A 13,978-nucleotide genomic window follows, 5' to 3' on the forward strand; every position below is an offset into this window, starting at 1 on the left:
AGTTTGACGAGCGTTTCGGAATAGTCGGCCCGGGGCGCGACGGCCGGCGCGGGAACCGAAGGTTTCTTCCAGCGGCCGGGCATGACGAGCGTCGGGCAACCGGTTTCGTAGAGGAAGTCCATGTCGAGGCTGGCAATGACCTTGCCGTCCTGCTTGACGGTGAAGTAGCCGGAATCGTTGTACTTTCCCATGAAGGCGACTTCGACGTCGCGCTGCTTGGCGAGCGCCTCGAACGCTTCGCGTTTTTCGGGCTGAACGGCGAGGGTCATGCGCTCCTGCGCTTCGGAAACGAGCACTTCCCAAGGCTGGAGGCCTTCGTACTTGAGCGGAGCGCCGGCGAGATCGCATTCGCAACCGCCGGAATATTTGCCCATTTCGCCGAACGAGCAGGAGATGCCGCCGGCACCGTTGTCGGTGATGCAGCGGAAGAGGCCGAGGTCGCGCGCCTCGAGCAGGAATTCGTAGAGTTTGCGCTGGGTCAGCGGGTCGCCGATCTGCACGGCCTGGGCGGGCGATTCGGTGCGCAGCTCCTCGGAGGAGAAGGTTGCGCCGTGGATGCCGTCTTTGCCGATGCGGCCGCCGCACATGACGGTCCAGTCGCCCACTTCGATTTCCTTGCGCTCGGACGGGCGGCCGCCGACTTCGACGGGGATGGTGCCCATGGTGCCGCAGTAGACCAGCGGCTTGCCGAGGTAGCGTTCGTCGAAGCATTCGAAGCCGCGGCTGTAGGGAATGCCGGACTCGTTGCCGCCGGCAATCACGCCTTCGTGCACGCCGTCGCGGATACGGCGCGGGTGCATCAACCCTTCGGGGATTTCCTTGTCGTAGAACGGCGAGCCGAGGCAGTAGCCCCAGACGTTGGAAACCAGCGCCGCGCCCATGCCCGTGCCGAGCGGGTCGCGGTTGACGCCGACGATGCCGGTCATCGAGCCGCCGAACGGATCGAGGGCCGACGGCGAGTTGTGGGTTTCGACTTTGTAGACGAGGTGGATGTCTTCGTTGAATTTCACGATGCCCGCGTTGTCGGTGAAGACCGAAACCAGCCAGTCGATCGATTCCTCGATCTTCTTGGTGGAGGCTTTGACGTAGGTTTTGTAGAGCGAGTTGATGGTTTCGCTCTCGCCGGTCTCTTCGTCCTTGTATTCGACGACGCCGGCGAAAATCTTATGGGAGCAGTGCTCGGACCAGGTTTGGGCAATGCACTCGAGCTCGATATCGGTCGGCCACTCGGGCAGATCGAGCTCGGCGCGGTGGGCTTTCACGTCGGCGCGCAGGTAGTGGTTGCGGATGGCGCGCATCTCTTCGAGCGAAAGCGAGAGGATGCCGTCGGACGAAATCTTCATCAGCGCCGCGTCGTCGTCGGGCAGCTCGATGACGTTGACCTTGATTTCGGGATGGTCGTCGAAGATCGGGGCCGAGACGTCCGGCGCGGCGGCCAGCCATTCGTCCTTCGAGAAAACGGCGATGGTCTGGATGAGGGTGTTGGCGAGCAGGTCCTTGCCGAGGTGCTCGATGTCTTTGCGGGTCAGGTTGCCGGAAATGAAATACTGCATGCAGGTGTAGACCTGCTCTTCCCAGTCGAGCTCGCGGCCCACGATATCCTTCAGGGCGCCGCGGGCGGTGCGGCCGACGTTGTCGGTCACGCCGGGCTTGAACCCGATTTCGAGCATCCAGTCGAAGGTCGCGGGGGCGGGCAAACGATCCATCGCGGATTCGGCGACGACCGGATCGGCAAAGGTTTTCTGGACTACGGCGGCGGTCGCGGCGTCGATGTTGGCCACGACCTTGTAGACGTCGCGCGTACGGCATTCGTCGATCGCCATTTTAAGGGCGCCGGCCGCCCGATGGATGACGCCGCGTCCGCGCGCGTCTGGAACTCCGTCCTTCAAACCGATTTCAATGCGATAAATCATGCTTCCACTCCAACCGTTTAGGTTCTTTTTCAAACAAAACGGGGACAATAGCCGTAAAGGCGGACGGGTTAAACCAAGAACATCGGGAAAATGCAGACGAGGAGGAATTCAAACGAAATGAGCAAGGCGTTTTTATCGGGGAACCGGCCGCCGAATACGGCGGCCATTACTGGCATGCAACCTGCTAAAATCTAACATCATCTCCTCCTCTGCAGGCAGTGAGTTGGTCCTGGACCAGCTTGCTGCCTGTGTTTTTTTGCACCCAGTCCAACAGCGCCGCCGCACGCGGCGACGTGCTCTTGGCCAGAACCACCACCGCATTTTTCCGCAACTGGGTCACGCCGGCATAGGAAACGGCGTTGCCCTTGAATAGGCGGCGCAGCTCGCCCGCCGGGGTTTTCAGCAACCATTCGAGATCGACCGGGATGCGCGTATCCACTTTATCCTTCGGCGGACAAACGGTGGTGCAGTCGTCGCAACCAAACAACCAATCGCCGATCATCGCCCTTTCTTCGCGGTTTAGAAGGCTGCGCTTCTCAATCGTGAGATAGCTGATGCATTTCCGCGCATCCATCGGTTGCTTGAATTTGATTGCCCCGGTCGGACAATTCTTGATGCAGGCCAAACAGTCGTCGCAGGCAAACGGCATCTTCGGCGGCCGAATCACTTCCGGCAGCTCGGCCTCCACGAACAGGCAACCGATAAAGACGCGGACGTTGGTTCGCCCGGGAATGCGCAACAGGCCGTTGCCGCCGAAAATACCCAGCCCGCCGACCGTCGCGAAAAGGCGCTCCTCGACCGCCTTGGTGTCGACCGTCGCTTCGGCACGCATCCCCTCGCCCAGCATCGCATGCAGCTCGGCGAGCATCCGTTGGCCGGTCGCGTGGTAGTCGGTCTCCTTGGCATAGGCCGAAACATAGCCCAACAAGGCATCGTCCGCCGGGCGTGGAAAGGGATGGGTTGCGGCCGGGTCGCCCCAGTGGTTGGTAAAGGTCAGCACGATCACCGACTTGGCGAACGGAAAGGTTTTCCACGGATCGGCCTTTTGCGGATACATGCGCGCGAGATAGTCCATCTCGCCCTGCAACCCGGCTTTGAGCCACGCCGCCGCCCGCACATTGTTTTGCTCGATGCAACGCCGCAGCTCGGGATGATCCATCCGCACGCACGCCGCCGAATGCGCCCCGATTTCGCGCGCCGCATGCTGGAGCCACGGACTGAAACCATCTGGTATTGAATGAACCATAGAACTCTCTGAATACACGGCGGGGAGGATTTAACAAAATTATTACGGACAAAATTATTCGGCACCGGTGAGTTTGCAAATTATTTTGTCCGCACCTATTTTGTCGAATATGTTCGATAGCGACAATTACCAGGGTGGACCCAGGAACGACGCGAAGCCGCATTTCGACGGAAACAGACCGCACTTAAGAAGGTAAAACGGAAGCAACCATGAAAATCCTCTTCATTTTCATCGACGGCATCGGCATCGGTTCCGGCGATCCGGCGGAGAATCCGCTGCGCGATCCGCGCTATCCGGAACTGGCAAAGTTACTGGCGAATGCGACGCCGCTGGATGCCTGCCTGGGCGTGGAGGGAAAACCGCAGAGCGCCACCGGGCAGGCGACGTTGCTGACGGGCGTGAATGCGCCGCAGGCGATGGGTCGGCACATCGAAGGCTTCCCGCCCCCCGCCCTGAAAGAGCTGATCGAACGCGAAAACCTCTTTCAGAAGCTGCGCGGCATCGGCAAGCGGCCGACCTTTGCGAACGCCTACTGGATCGACGACCCGCACATGATCCCGCCGCGCCGCCAATCGGTCACAACGGTCATGACGCTTTCCGCGCTCGGCGAAGTGCGCCATAAGGCGGAGCTGCTTTCCGGCCAGGCGGTGAACCACGACATCACCCGATGGACCATGCACACGCGCGGCTACGACGGGGAATTGATCAGCCCGGAAACCGCCGCCGACCACCTGCTTGCCGTCGCGGCGGAAAACGATTTCACGCTGTTTGAATATTTTCTGACCGACCGCGCGGGCCACTCCGGCGATCCGGCGTTGGTTTTCCAATGCCTGGAAACGCTCGACCGCTTCCTGGCCAAGGTTGCGGCCTTCGCCGAACAACCGAACCACCTGTTTTTGCTGACCAGCGACCACGGCAACATCGAAGACCTCTCCACCGGCACCCACACGATGAATCCGGTCCCGCTCGTCGCCTTGGGCGACCGCGCCGCGGCCTTCCGTCCGCTGAAGTCGCTGGCCGACATCACCCCGGCCATACTGCGGGCCTACGAATAAAAAAAGGGAGCCACCGGCTCCCTTTGCGCGCGACGACCCGCAGGATCAGAACAGGATTCCGCCACAGATCATGATGCCGTGCATGTCCAGCTTGGAGGTCGAGACCGCCCCGCCGCTCTTGCCGTTGGCATCGAAATCAAGATCGACATAATCGATCGTCAGCACGCCGCGCAGCTTTTTGCCAACCGTCGCCTTGAGGCCAACCGACCATCCCCAGTCGCCATCGAGATCGACCTGATCATCATAATCGCCGATCCAAGTCGGCATGGCATAATAATGAACGCCAACATGTGGCCCGATGGTCATGTTCCACTGGTCGGCCTTGATCCGGAACGAGGTTTCGATGCCCCCGTTCAGCCCTGCGACGGGTCCGGCATAGAAACCGCCAACGGCGGCGAGATCGGCCACGTAGTCGGTGTTGTCCACTTCCAGACCACCTTTGATATTGCCGACGAAGGCCACTTCGCCGTCGTACCGCTCCTCCATGACTCCGCTCCGGATGGCGAGTTCCTCGGCATCCGGCACGATCCATACGCCGACGGTGGATTCCACGAATGGCTTCAGTTCACCGATAAACTCGGTCGCCTGCACAACGGCGGAAGAACAGACCACGAACGCGACAACTGCAACACCACTGATTTTCATTTCCCATCTCCTTCGGTTAACGATCCCGGGCAAACCCCCGACAAACGAAGTGTTTCAAACCACCGGAAATTTCGCAACAAAAAGATTTCGGACGGAACCACGGATCGCCGATCGATTGCAACAACGGGCGCGGAGGAAGGAAGCATCGCGAACGCGGCCTCATCGGGATGGGCGGGTGCCGCCGGAGGGTTGGTCAAGGCCGCTAGGACGCGATTTTTTCGGAGACTTCGATTTCGACTTCGGTCGCGGTCTTGGTCGAAAAGTTGAATTTGATATCGGAAACGCCAAAGGCGCGGCTGATGGAGCCGAGGGTGGACTTGGCCGACTTCTGGACCTCGGACTGGATATTGTTGATCAGCTCCAGGGCCTGTTTTTGGGCGTGGCCTTTGGCGGCATCGACGAGCTTGTTTTTGTCCTCCTCGGAGAAGCCGCCGCCAAGGAACCCCTTGGTCAGATCGCCGATCAGCCAGGGCAGGAACTTGGAGCCCTGTTCGTCGTAGAAGCGGATGTCGCGGATATGCACCTCGTACTCGCACGGCGGCATGGAAACGAGGTAGGCCTCCGGCCCCGTTTCCGCGATCTCGAAGCGCGGGCTCTGGAGGTTGTAGCGGAAGTCGATTTCGAACTCGAAGATCATCGCCATTTTTTTGCCGCTGAGCACCCAGCTCAGATAGCGGTTGCCGAACTCGCCCCAGGTGTGGTCGGTTTCGGTCACGATTTCCTTGGTGAGCACCTTGTAGACCGAAAGCTGGCCGATGGCCTTGAGCTGCTCAATGCTGGAAAACACCCGCGTCTCTTGCGCAGGCGCCCTCTTCTTGGCCTTCAACCAAATCCAAATTGCGGCCACCAGCACCAGCGTCGTTGCCATTCCAATCAGAAAACCGTTCATGTCATATCACCTCAATATCGAAACATGCTATCCAGCCGCCGGAAACAAGTACAGGCTATTTTCCATTCCACGGAATCGGCCGACGCCTGGCGCGTGGACCGCCGGGATCGAGGACCGGTATCCAGTGAAAAACGGAGAGCGCCGGACCCTTTTCCAGACGCGCCCCCCCCCGCTGCCCCCATTGCACGGCATCTAGTTTTCGGATCGGCCAAGTCCCCCGCCCCGCGGATAAAGGGGTTGGGTTGCGATCGGTCCAACAAAAGGGTTACCCTGCGAAACCATCCATGATACAAGGAGAATCATGCGGAAAATCCTAATTTTACTGATGGCAATCCTGTTGACGGACGGCCTTCCGGCCCGGGCCTCCGACGCGGCGGAAACGCTCAAAAGCGCATCCCTGCCGGAACTCAAGCAACGGCTGGCGTCGATTGACGACGAGCTCATGCATCTGGCGGATTTCAGCCTGCGCAGTGGATCGGGCTCCGTAGGGTATCAGTCGAAAAAACATCCGAATCCGGATGTCGCGGAACGGATTCGCATCGAGCTGGGCTCCGAGGTTCCCATCGACGAGGTCGTGCTGGTTCCGATGCTCCGTCGGAGCCCGAAAACGGGGATTCAAGCCGAGGCCTTTCCGGTGGCCTTCCGCATTCTGGCGGGCACCCCGCACACCACCAACGTCGTGGCCACCTTCTCCGAGGCCGACCACCTGCAACCCCGCATCGCTCCGCTGGTCGTATCCTGCCCGCCGCTCAACGCCTCGTGGGTCGAATTGGAAACGACGACGCTCGCCAGACGCGACTGGGACCAAGACTATGCGCTCCATCTCTCCGAAATCCTGGTGTTCAGCGGCCAGAAAAACGTGGCCCTCCACCAGCCGGTATCGGCGTCGACATCCTGGCGCTACACCGGACGGCATGAGCGGTATCTGGTGGACGGATTCGTCCCCTACCTGATGGATTCCGGCCAGGGCGCCGAGAGTCAGGGAACGGTTCTTAAAACCGGCAACCCGGCCCTACAGCCCACCTTGACGATCGATCTTGAAACGCCGCATCCCGTCAACCAGATCAATTCCCATTTTTTGAACCAGGGTCCGCTGATCCCGAACGCCTTTCCGGACGACCACAAAATGCCCAACCACCTGCGCGTTACGGGAGCCAACCGGCCCGACTTTTCCGATCAAAAGGTTCTATTTGAATACCGGCAACAATCGGTCTTCGATGTCGGTCCGGTCCTGATCCGGAATTTTCCGGAAGCGGAATGCCGCTATATCCGCTTCCATGTCCTCGAACTGAAACCCAGCTTTTCCGAACCCAATGTGTACGACGTCGGGTTCTCCGAAATCGAAGTGCTCTCCAAGGGAAGGAACGTGGCGCTGGGCAAAAAAGTCACCACGTCCGGCATCGCCATGGCCCAGCGAAACCTGCGCCGAATCACCGACGGGCACAACTCCCTGGGCGAAATCCTGCCGATGCGCACCTGGATGAGTCAGCTGGCCCGGCGCCATCAACTCGAAACCGAGCGCCCGCGGGTTATCGCCGAATTGAACCGCCGGTACGAGCGCCAGAAAGTCAATCTGAACCGCATGTACCGGCTGACCGGGTTGCTGGTCGCCGGAACCATTATCGGTTTGCTCCTCGAACTGGTTGTCCGGCAAAAAGCCATCTTGAAAATCCGCAAACGCATTGCGGCCAACCTGCACGACGAACTCGGCGCCAACCTGCACGCCATCGGGTTGATGGGCGATACCGCCAAAAAAATCGTGGATCAAAAAAATGCCGGCGACGAATGGGCGGATTTGATCGAACTCGTCGGCGACATCCGCAACCTCACCGAAGAAACCGGCTCCACCGCGCGATACTGCAGCAACCTGCTCGAAGCCGACCACCTCTACCAAAACCCCATCGAGGAAATGAAGCGCATTTCCGAGCGGTTGCTCGCCGATCTGGATCACGACTTTTCGGTCGCCGACCCCACGCTGCTGGACCGCCTCCGGCCGCGCCGGCGAATCGATCTGGTTCTGTTCTACAAAGAGTGCCTCACGAACAGTCTGCGCCATGCCGATGCCACGGCAATTTCGACCCGGCTGAGCGCCGAAAAAAAAGACCTTCTCCTGTGCATCCGCGACAACGGAAACGGCATTCGGGGGAACATCCCCCCCTCCCTGAGGCGCCGCGCCCGCCTGCTTGCGGCGAAGCTGACCGTGGAATGCCCGCCAACCGGCGGAACGGCAATCACCCTGCGGCTCCATACCCGCGGGCTCCGCGCAGCCGCCAATACGCTCCACCATTCGGGCTGCACGCCCCCGCTCTTCGCCCCCAAAGGAATACCCGATGGAAAGTAAAATCAAAGTCATGCTGGTGGAAGACAACGCCGCCTACCGCAAAGCGCTCGCCCGCTCACTCGCATTCGGCCCCGACATCGAATTGGCCGGGGAATACGGCACGGCGGAGGTGGCCCTGCGCAACCTGCAGGATCTCTCCACCCGAAACGCCCCCGACGTCATCCTGCTGGATCTCAATCTGCCGGGCATGTCCGGACACGAGGCCATCCCCTGGTTCAAGAAATCCGTGCCGGACGCCCAAATCATTGTCCTGACGCAGTCGGACAAAGAGGCCGACGTCCTCGCGGCAATCTCCGCCGGCGCCAACGGATACTTGCTCAAATCCGCGACCATCGACCGGCTCCATGACGGCATCCGTTCGGTTGTTGAGGGCGGCTCGATCCTCGATACCGGCGTGGCGCGCTTCCTCCTCAACCTATTGCAAAAAAACGCGCCCAAAACGGAAGAAGAAAACCGATTAACGGAGCGGGAACTGGAGGTACTCTCCCTGATCGCGGAAGGCATGGCGAAAAAAGAGGTCGCCGTCCAACTCGGCATCAGCGCGCGAACCGTTGCCATCCACGCCGCCCACATCTATAAAAAGCTCGACGTGCCCAATGCCCCCGCCGCCGTCAACAAAGCCTACAAAACGGGGTTGCTCTGACCCCCCGACGTTTAACGAAACAGCAACCGCAGCGTTCTTTTCATGGAGATGCCGGCCGGGTTCGCTATTCCTCGTCGACGACGTCTTCGAGTTCGGGGGCCTTTTTACTGGACGGTTCGATGCGTTCGAAACCGCTGAACGTGGCGGTGGCCAAGGCCGCGGGATCGTGCGACGCGACGGCCATTCCCATTTCGATCTTTTCCCCCATCCCAACGGTTGCGTCCGCAATCACCGTCCAGTTTTTTCCATCCGAGGAACAGTACCCCCGGAAGACATCCCCTCTCCGAACCAGCTTGGCATAAGGCCCCTGGCCGGCATTGGCCACGCCCGCCTTGGTCAAAACCCCTCCCCGCGTTGGCCGATAAACCATGTACATCCGGCCGGAGGGATCGCGGAGCACCGTGACCATCGCAGCGTCGGCGGCCAACGACTCCCGGAACATGAGGCCGGCTTTGGCATTCGGCGCATCGTCGAGCGCATCGATCGCGGCCAAAATTTAACCGTCGCCATAGTGGGCGTCGGAAAGGAAAACATTGCTGCATTTCTCCTTGGGGGCCGTTTTCCGATATCCATCTGCACGCCGGCTTCCGCTACTGCTGTTTCCAGACAATGCTGGCCGTTTCGTTTTCAATATCGAGCGTAACGTCGGCGTATTGGAACGACCGCTCATAGACATAGCCGCGCTTTTGCGCAGGCCCTTTCGGCGGGCCGAGCGGGCGGGAATACTCCGGCAACGGATTCATCCAAAGCCGGCTGTTGCCCCCATCGACCCCATACCCATCGGAGAGCATGAAATAGCTATACTTTTCGGCACAAACCAGAAAAAGGGCCAGCTTGTAGGTCAACTGCTGCTGGAAGGTTGAATCCGTTTTCCGGTCGGTCTTGCGGCTCTTATCATCCATGTCGGTGTCGGCGTATTTTCCGGTACCGATGGTGAACGCGATGATTTTGCCGGAACGCGCCGCCGTTTGAACGGCCTCGATGCCCTTGGCCACGTAATCCGCGCGCGACATGCGCCCGACTTCATGCTCAAAACCCTCGATGTACGAGCCGTCGAAATAACCGAGATAGCCAAGCCCCGCATCGTCAAAGCGCGCGCGGATGATGTTGGCCAGAATCAGCTCGTCGCTGCCCAGCGCCTGCGGCAACTGCTTCATCATTTTGTGATAGGCCTGGATCACCGCGTCCTTTTTGTCGGCCCCGATCTGATCCCGGAGATATCCCGGCTCCAGCACCTTGATGTTTCCATCCACGAACAGGCCGTCGATGTATTTGGAGGAACAGACCCATTTCGCATTCCCCAGCCACCAGGCCTGGACCTCATCGTTCGAGAGGTCGTAGGCCCGGACCTGTTGCCGAACCAGCTTTGCATTCCCGTTCCGATCAACCAGAAACGCCCCCTTGATCTTTTCGAGTTTCCGATCCTCATGGTAGCTCGGGTAATGGACCAGGATATTCCGGTAATAGAGAATCTTGGTTGAGGGGTTGATGCGCTTGACCGCTTTGGCGGCCTGCTCGGTCCCCGCTTCGGTGCTGCCGAACTCCTTGGAGCCGGTCGTCTTTTCGAAGGTGACCAGGGGGAACGAGGCCAGATATTCGACCTCCGCGGGCGTAAATGCAGTGACTTTGCGCACATGCATATATCGAGGGACCGTGTCCCAACTGAACGAAGGCATCCGCTCCGGGTTTGGCGAACGCGCGAACGAATTCGCCGCCTGGAGCGGCTCCGGCGACACCAGCAAACCGGCCAGTAGGACAACGGCGCAGATCGGTTTCATATAATATCCCTATCAAAGCGTGACGGAACGTCCAACCTTCGGGAGGGGGGCGGACCCGCCCCGACGCGGGCGTCTACTTTTTGCCCTTCTTGCCTGTGGCCGGCATTTTCAACCGCACCGGAACATCGTTCGAGAGCTCCGGCCCGGCGGTGCTGCGGCCGCGCTCCACGTCCGATTCGAGTTGCGCAACCAGCCGTTGAACGACTTCCGGATGGCTGTCGTAAAGGTTGTTCCGTTCCCCGGGATCGGCTTCCATGTCATACAGTTGCGCCACGGTGCCGGCCGGCATTTTTTCCTTGGTCCATCCGCCGGAACCATTGCTAATCAGAAGCTTCCATTTGCCCTGGCGGTAGGAAAACCGTCCGGCGATCGAATGGTGGATCACGCCGGCGCGGGTGGAGACGATCGGCTTCCCCTTGAGTGCGGGCGCAAAGCTGACGCTGTCCTCACCGGCGGTTGCGGGCAGCTTGGAGCCGGTCAAATCGGCGGCCGTGGCCATCAGGTCGGTCAGGCAAATCGTCTGGTCGCTGGTCGAGCCGGCCTTGATCGCGGCCGGCCAACGGACAATGAACGGCACGCGGTGGCCGCCGTCCCACAGATCGGATTTCGAACCGCGGAACTGCGCGCTCGGATAGTGGCCCTGTTTCTCAAAAAAGGCGATGCCCTCCTTGCCGCCTGCCGCCTTCGAGCAACCGTTGTCGCTGGTCACAATGATGATCGTGTTGTCGGCCAGCCCGGCCGCGTCTACCGCGTCCACAATCCCGCCGATGATCGCATCGGTCTGCATCACGAAATCGCCGTACGGCCCCAGCGGGCTTTTGCCCTGCCACTCCTTCGACGGAGCGATGGGGGTATGCGGCGAGGTCAGCGCGATATACATGAAGAACGGCTTGCCCGCTTGTTGCCGCCGAATGTATTCGGCCGACTTCCGGCCGATCTCCGGCAACACGTCCGCCGCCTCGAGGTCCGGGTGCGCCGGGCCTTTGCGGTTGGGATGGAACTCCTTGATCGCGGTCGCTTCTCCAACGAAACGGTCGTTCTCGATGTAAATGTAGGGCGGCATGTCCAGCGAAGCCGCGATGCCGTAGTAATAATCGAACCCGTGGTGGAACGGGGTATCGGTCAGCGTCCCCTTCCAATCGACGTTCCGTGCGTCCTTCCCGCGGGTGGGATTTCCATCCGTGGTGGGCATCGTCATTCCCAGGTGCCACTTTCCGATTGCGGCCGTATTGTAGCCCTGCTGTTTGAGGAAGCCGGCGACCGTCAGGCGATCGGGGGCGATCAAAGGTTGGTCAAAACCATACAACACGCCGCTCTGCAAACGGGTGCGCCAGTTATAGCGGCCGGTGATGATGCCGTAGCGCGTCGGCGTGCAGACCGAGGAGCTCGTATGCGCATCGGTGAAAACCATCCCCTGCGCGGCCAGTCGATCCATTTTCGGAGTCGCGATTTTGCCGCGCTCCGGATTGAGGCACTGCACATCGCCATAGCCCAAATCATCCGCCAAAATGTAGACGATATTCGGGGATTCCGCAAAGCAGGTTGCCAGTCCAAGCAACCCACAGATTCCAACCACATATTTTTTCATACTGCTTCCTTTTTCGAATGCTCCACTCATTTAAACGCCCCCCCCGCGACCATCTCCACTTCCTCGAAGGCCTTGGTGCGCGTTACTGCCGGGCCGCTTTGACCGCTCCGGGCAGTTTATGCTGTCCTGCGCCCTCGCTGTTCTTGATCTCGGTGTGGCGCTTGCTCCGCGTGGTATACCAGTGGTAGCTGCCCTTCGCTTCCGGATCGGCAACCACCGGCGCATCGTATTCCACGGCAATGACCGTATTCCTGGCGTCCGGGGCTTTCGCGGGAACTTCGATCGTGGTGACGTGGCCAGCGGCATCGTACTTCACCGGCAGCGGCTTCTTTTCCGCATCCGCCAGGAAGTAGGCTTTGGCCGGTTTGCCGACGATGCCGTTAAACGCGATGCCCTCCGGCTTCCACTCCAAGACGTGCAGGTAGACCGTCTTATCCTTTTGGGTCATGGCGCCCCACCAGAAATCGAAATCGACCGGAGAATAACTCGTTCCATAAATGGACTCGCCGTTGACCTGCAACCAGTCGCCGGCGTCCTTCAAGCGCTCGAGCTCTTCCGGCAACATGCTGCCTTCGGGCGTCGGGCCCACGTTGAGCAGAAGGTTCACGCCGCGGGCGCTGCACAGCGCCAAAAATTCGACGATGTCCTTCGTGCTTTTCCAGGCGTCATCGGTGCGGTCGTAGCCCCAGTTGTGGCGCATGGTCATGCAGGTTTCGGAATCGACCGCCATGCGCTCCGAGGGAAGCATCCGGTCGGGCAGCGATTCGAAGTCGGCATACGTCTGCTGGTCCACCGGCACCTTGCGGCTGTAGAGGCGGCTGCAGATGACGGTGTTCGGCTGGAGCTCGCGCACCCGGGCGCCCTGTGCGTCGGCTTCGATCACGTCGTTGCCGCCCACATCGAACCAAAGGACGGCCATCTCGCCGTAGTTCGATAGCAGCTCGTCGAGGTTTTTCTGGACCAGTTCCAGATATTCTTGGTTGGTCATGGTGCCTTTGACTTTGCCGCGCGAGCGGTGGTACCAATCCTTGAACTGGGAATAGTAGACGCCGAAGGGCATGCCCTGCTTGGCGCATTCATCCGCGAGCTCCTTGATGATGTCGCGCTTGAACGGCGTGGCATCCATCACGTTGTAATCCGTCGCATCGGTATCGAACAGGCAGAACCCTTCATGGTGCTTGGAGGTGATCACCATATATTTCATCCCGGCCTCTTTGGCGGTCGAGACCCATTTCGCGGCATCGAATTCCGTGGGATTGAACTTGGGCGCCAACGTTTCGCGATATTCCTCTCCCGGGATTTTGGCGCTGTTCATGAGCCACTCGGCGCTGGCGCCGCCCTGTTCCTTGCCGTAGTCCTTGCCCTTCCATTCGCCGCCGGCAATGGAGTAGAGCCCCCAGTGAATGAACATGCCGTAGCGCGCTTCGCGCCACCAATCCATGTGGGAATCATCGGTCGCATCCGCAAAACCCGTCAGCGGCTTCAGCGTCAGCAGTGCAAGTACCATCAATATGCTTTTATGTTTCATGTCCCATTCCTTCTTATTTTAAACCGGTTCCCAATCGGGCGGCGTATACTGCGCATCACTCCTGCCCCCCGCGACAAACCTTTGCCAAAGTGTAAAAAATAACCTTTCGGCTTCGATAAATCCATCGCCGGAAAAGGGTATTTTTACGCGGCGAATCTTGCAGGAGAGGGCGCGCCGCCGTCCACCGCGCCCACCACTGCCGGCCGCTTCTCCCGCCAGAAACGAGCGGTTCTTCCGGTCCAAACGCAGCGGAACCGCATCGGCCTATTTTGCCGGCCGGATCCACATGCAATGGCCGCCGCCCGGGGCAATGCGGGCGGAGATGACATCGCCCTTTTTCACCGTCTGTTTG

11 protein-coding genes are annotated in these 13,978 nt (G+C 60.0%); 3 read left to right on the top strand and 8 right to left on the bottom strand.

The genetic code is table 11. The features are described 5' to 3' along the window. The coding region (locus ABYO54_RS05560; RefSeq protein ID WP_372807251.1) for an AIR synthase-related protein at nucleotides 1-1,913 on the bottom strand (1,913 nt) is incomplete at its 3' end. Between the two features lie 184 nt (nucleotides 1,914-2,097). Beyond that, entirely contained in the window at nucleotides 2,098-3,159 is a 1,062-nt protein-coding gene (locus ABYO54_RS05565; protein WP_372807252.1) for an epoxyqueuosine reductase, read from the bottom strand. 209 nt (nucleotides 3,160-3,368) lie between these two features. On the opposite strand from ABYO54_RS05565, the gene ABYO54_RS05570 reads away from it, so the two are divergent. Next, entirely contained in the window at nucleotides 3,369-4,214 is an 846-nt protein-coding gene (locus tag ABYO54_RS05570) for a peptidase (RefSeq protein ID WP_372807253.1), read from the top strand. Between the two features lie 45 nt (nucleotides 4,215-4,259). Here the strand turns inward: ABYO54_RS05570 and ABYO54_RS05575 are convergent, their stop codons facing one another. Both ABYO54_RS05575 and ABYO54_RS05580 read right to left on the bottom strand, forming a co-directional pair. Then, nucleotides 4,260-4,859 (bottom strand): hypothetical protein, encoded by a 600-nt coding sequence (locus ABYO54_RS05575; RefSeq protein ID WP_372807254.1) that lies wholly within the window; start codon nucleotides 4,857-4,859, stop codon nucleotides 4,260-4,262. A 202-nt stretch (nucleotides 4,860-5,061) separates the two neighbouring features. Next, nucleotides 5,062-5,748 carry a DUF4230 domain-containing protein gene (locus ABYO54_RS05580; protein WP_372807255.1) on the bottom strand — a complete coding sequence of 229 codons (687 nt, stop codon included), beginning with the start codon at nucleotides 5,746-5,748 and terminating at the stop codon, nucleotides 5,062-5,064. Between the two features lie 301 nt (nucleotides 5,749-6,049). On the opposite strand from ABYO54_RS05580, the gene ABYO54_RS05585 reads away from it, so the two are divergent. Further along, a complete protein-coding gene (locus tag ABYO54_RS05585) occupies nucleotides 6,050-8,089 on the top strand; it encodes a sensor histidine kinase (protein WP_372807256.1) in 2,040 nt (679 codons plus the stop codon). Next, entirely contained in the window at nucleotides 8,079-8,732 is a 654-nt protein-coding gene (locus ABYO54_RS05590) for a response regulator (protein ID WP_372807257.1), read from the top strand. The genes ABYO54_RS05585 and ABYO54_RS05590 overlap by 11 nt, the downstream gene beginning before the upstream one ends. Nucleotides 8,733-8,796: 64 nt before the next feature. Here the strand turns inward: ABYO54_RS05590 and ABYO54_RS05595 are convergent, their stop codons facing one another. The 4 genes from ABYO54_RS05595 to ABYO54_RS05610 all read right to left on the bottom strand — a co-directional run bounded on the left by ABYO54_RS05595 (nucleotide 8,797) and on the right by ABYO54_RS05610 (nucleotide 13,626). Beyond that, a complete protein-coding gene (locus ABYO54_RS05595; RefSeq protein ID WP_372807258.1) occupies nucleotides 8,797-9,225 on the bottom strand; it encodes a hypothetical protein in 429 nt (142 codons plus the stop codon). Nucleotides 9,226-9,322: 97 nt separating this feature from the next. Then, a complete protein-coding gene (locus ABYO54_RS05600; protein ID WP_372807259.1) occupies nucleotides 9,323-10,510 on the bottom strand; it encodes a putative glycoside hydrolase in 1,188 nt (395 codons plus the stop codon). A gap of 73 nt (nucleotides 10,511-10,583) precedes the next feature. After that, on the bottom strand, nucleotides 10,584-12,098 hold the full coding sequence (locus ABYO54_RS05605) for a sulfatase-like hydrolase/transferase (protein ID WP_372807260.1): 1,515 nt from the start codon (nucleotides 12,096-12,098) through the stop codon (nucleotides 10,584-10,586). A gap of 82 nt (nucleotides 12,099-12,180) precedes the next feature. Beyond that, nucleotides 12,181-13,626, bottom strand: coding sequence for an alpha-L-fucosidase (locus tag ABYO54_RS05610; RefSeq protein WP_372807261.1), 1,446 nt, complete (start codon nucleotides 13,624-13,626; stop codon nucleotides 12,181-12,183). Nucleotides 13,627-13,978 lie beyond the last annotated feature (352 nt).

The sequence above is a fragment of the Pontiella sp. genome, assembly GCF_041622395.1.
Taxonomy (GTDB): domain Bacteria; phylum Verrucomicrobiota; class Kiritimatiellia; order Kiritimatiellales; family Pontiellaceae; genus Pontiella.

What these genes read in the sequence shown, in the direction of transcription:
- ABYO54_RS05605 (WP_372807260.1), bottom strand. Translation starts at nt 12,098, where the DNA reads ATGAAAAAATATGTGGTTGGAATCTGTGGGTTGCTTGGACTGGCAACC.
- ABYO54_RS05580 (WP_372807255.1), bottom strand. Translation starts at nt 5,748, where the DNA reads ATGAACGGTTTTCTGATTGGAATGGCAACGACGCTGGTGCTGGTGGCC.
- ABYO54_RS05600 (WP_372807259.1), bottom strand. Translation starts at nt 10,510, where the DNA reads ATGAAACCGATCTGCGCCGTTGTCCTACTGGCCGGTTTGCTGGTGTCG.
- ABYO54_RS05590 (WP_372807257.1), top strand. Translation starts at nt 8,079, where the DNA reads ATGGAAAGTAAAATCAAAGTCATGCTGGTGGAAGACAACGCCGCCTAC.
- ABYO54_RS05570 (WP_372807253.1), top strand. Translation starts at nt 3,369, where the DNA reads ATGAAAATCCTCTTCATTTTCATCGACGGCATCGGCATCGGTTCCGGC.
- ABYO54_RS05610 (WP_372807261.1), bottom strand. Translation starts at nt 13,626, where the DNA reads ATGAAACATAAAAGCATATTGATGGTACTTGCACTGCTGACGCTGAAG.
- ABYO54_RS05575 (WP_372807254.1), bottom strand. Translation starts at nt 4,859, where the DNA reads ATGAAAATCAGTGGTGTTGCAGTTGTCGCGTTCGTGGTCTGTTCTTCC.
- ABYO54_RS05585 (WP_372807256.1), top strand. Translation starts at nt 6,050, where the DNA reads ATGCGGAAAATCCTAATTTTACTGATGGCAATCCTGTTGACGGACGGC.
- ABYO54_RS05565 (WP_372807252.1), bottom strand. Translation starts at nt 3,159, where the DNA reads ATGGTTCATTCAATACCAGATGGTTTCAGTCCGTGGCTCCAGCATGCG.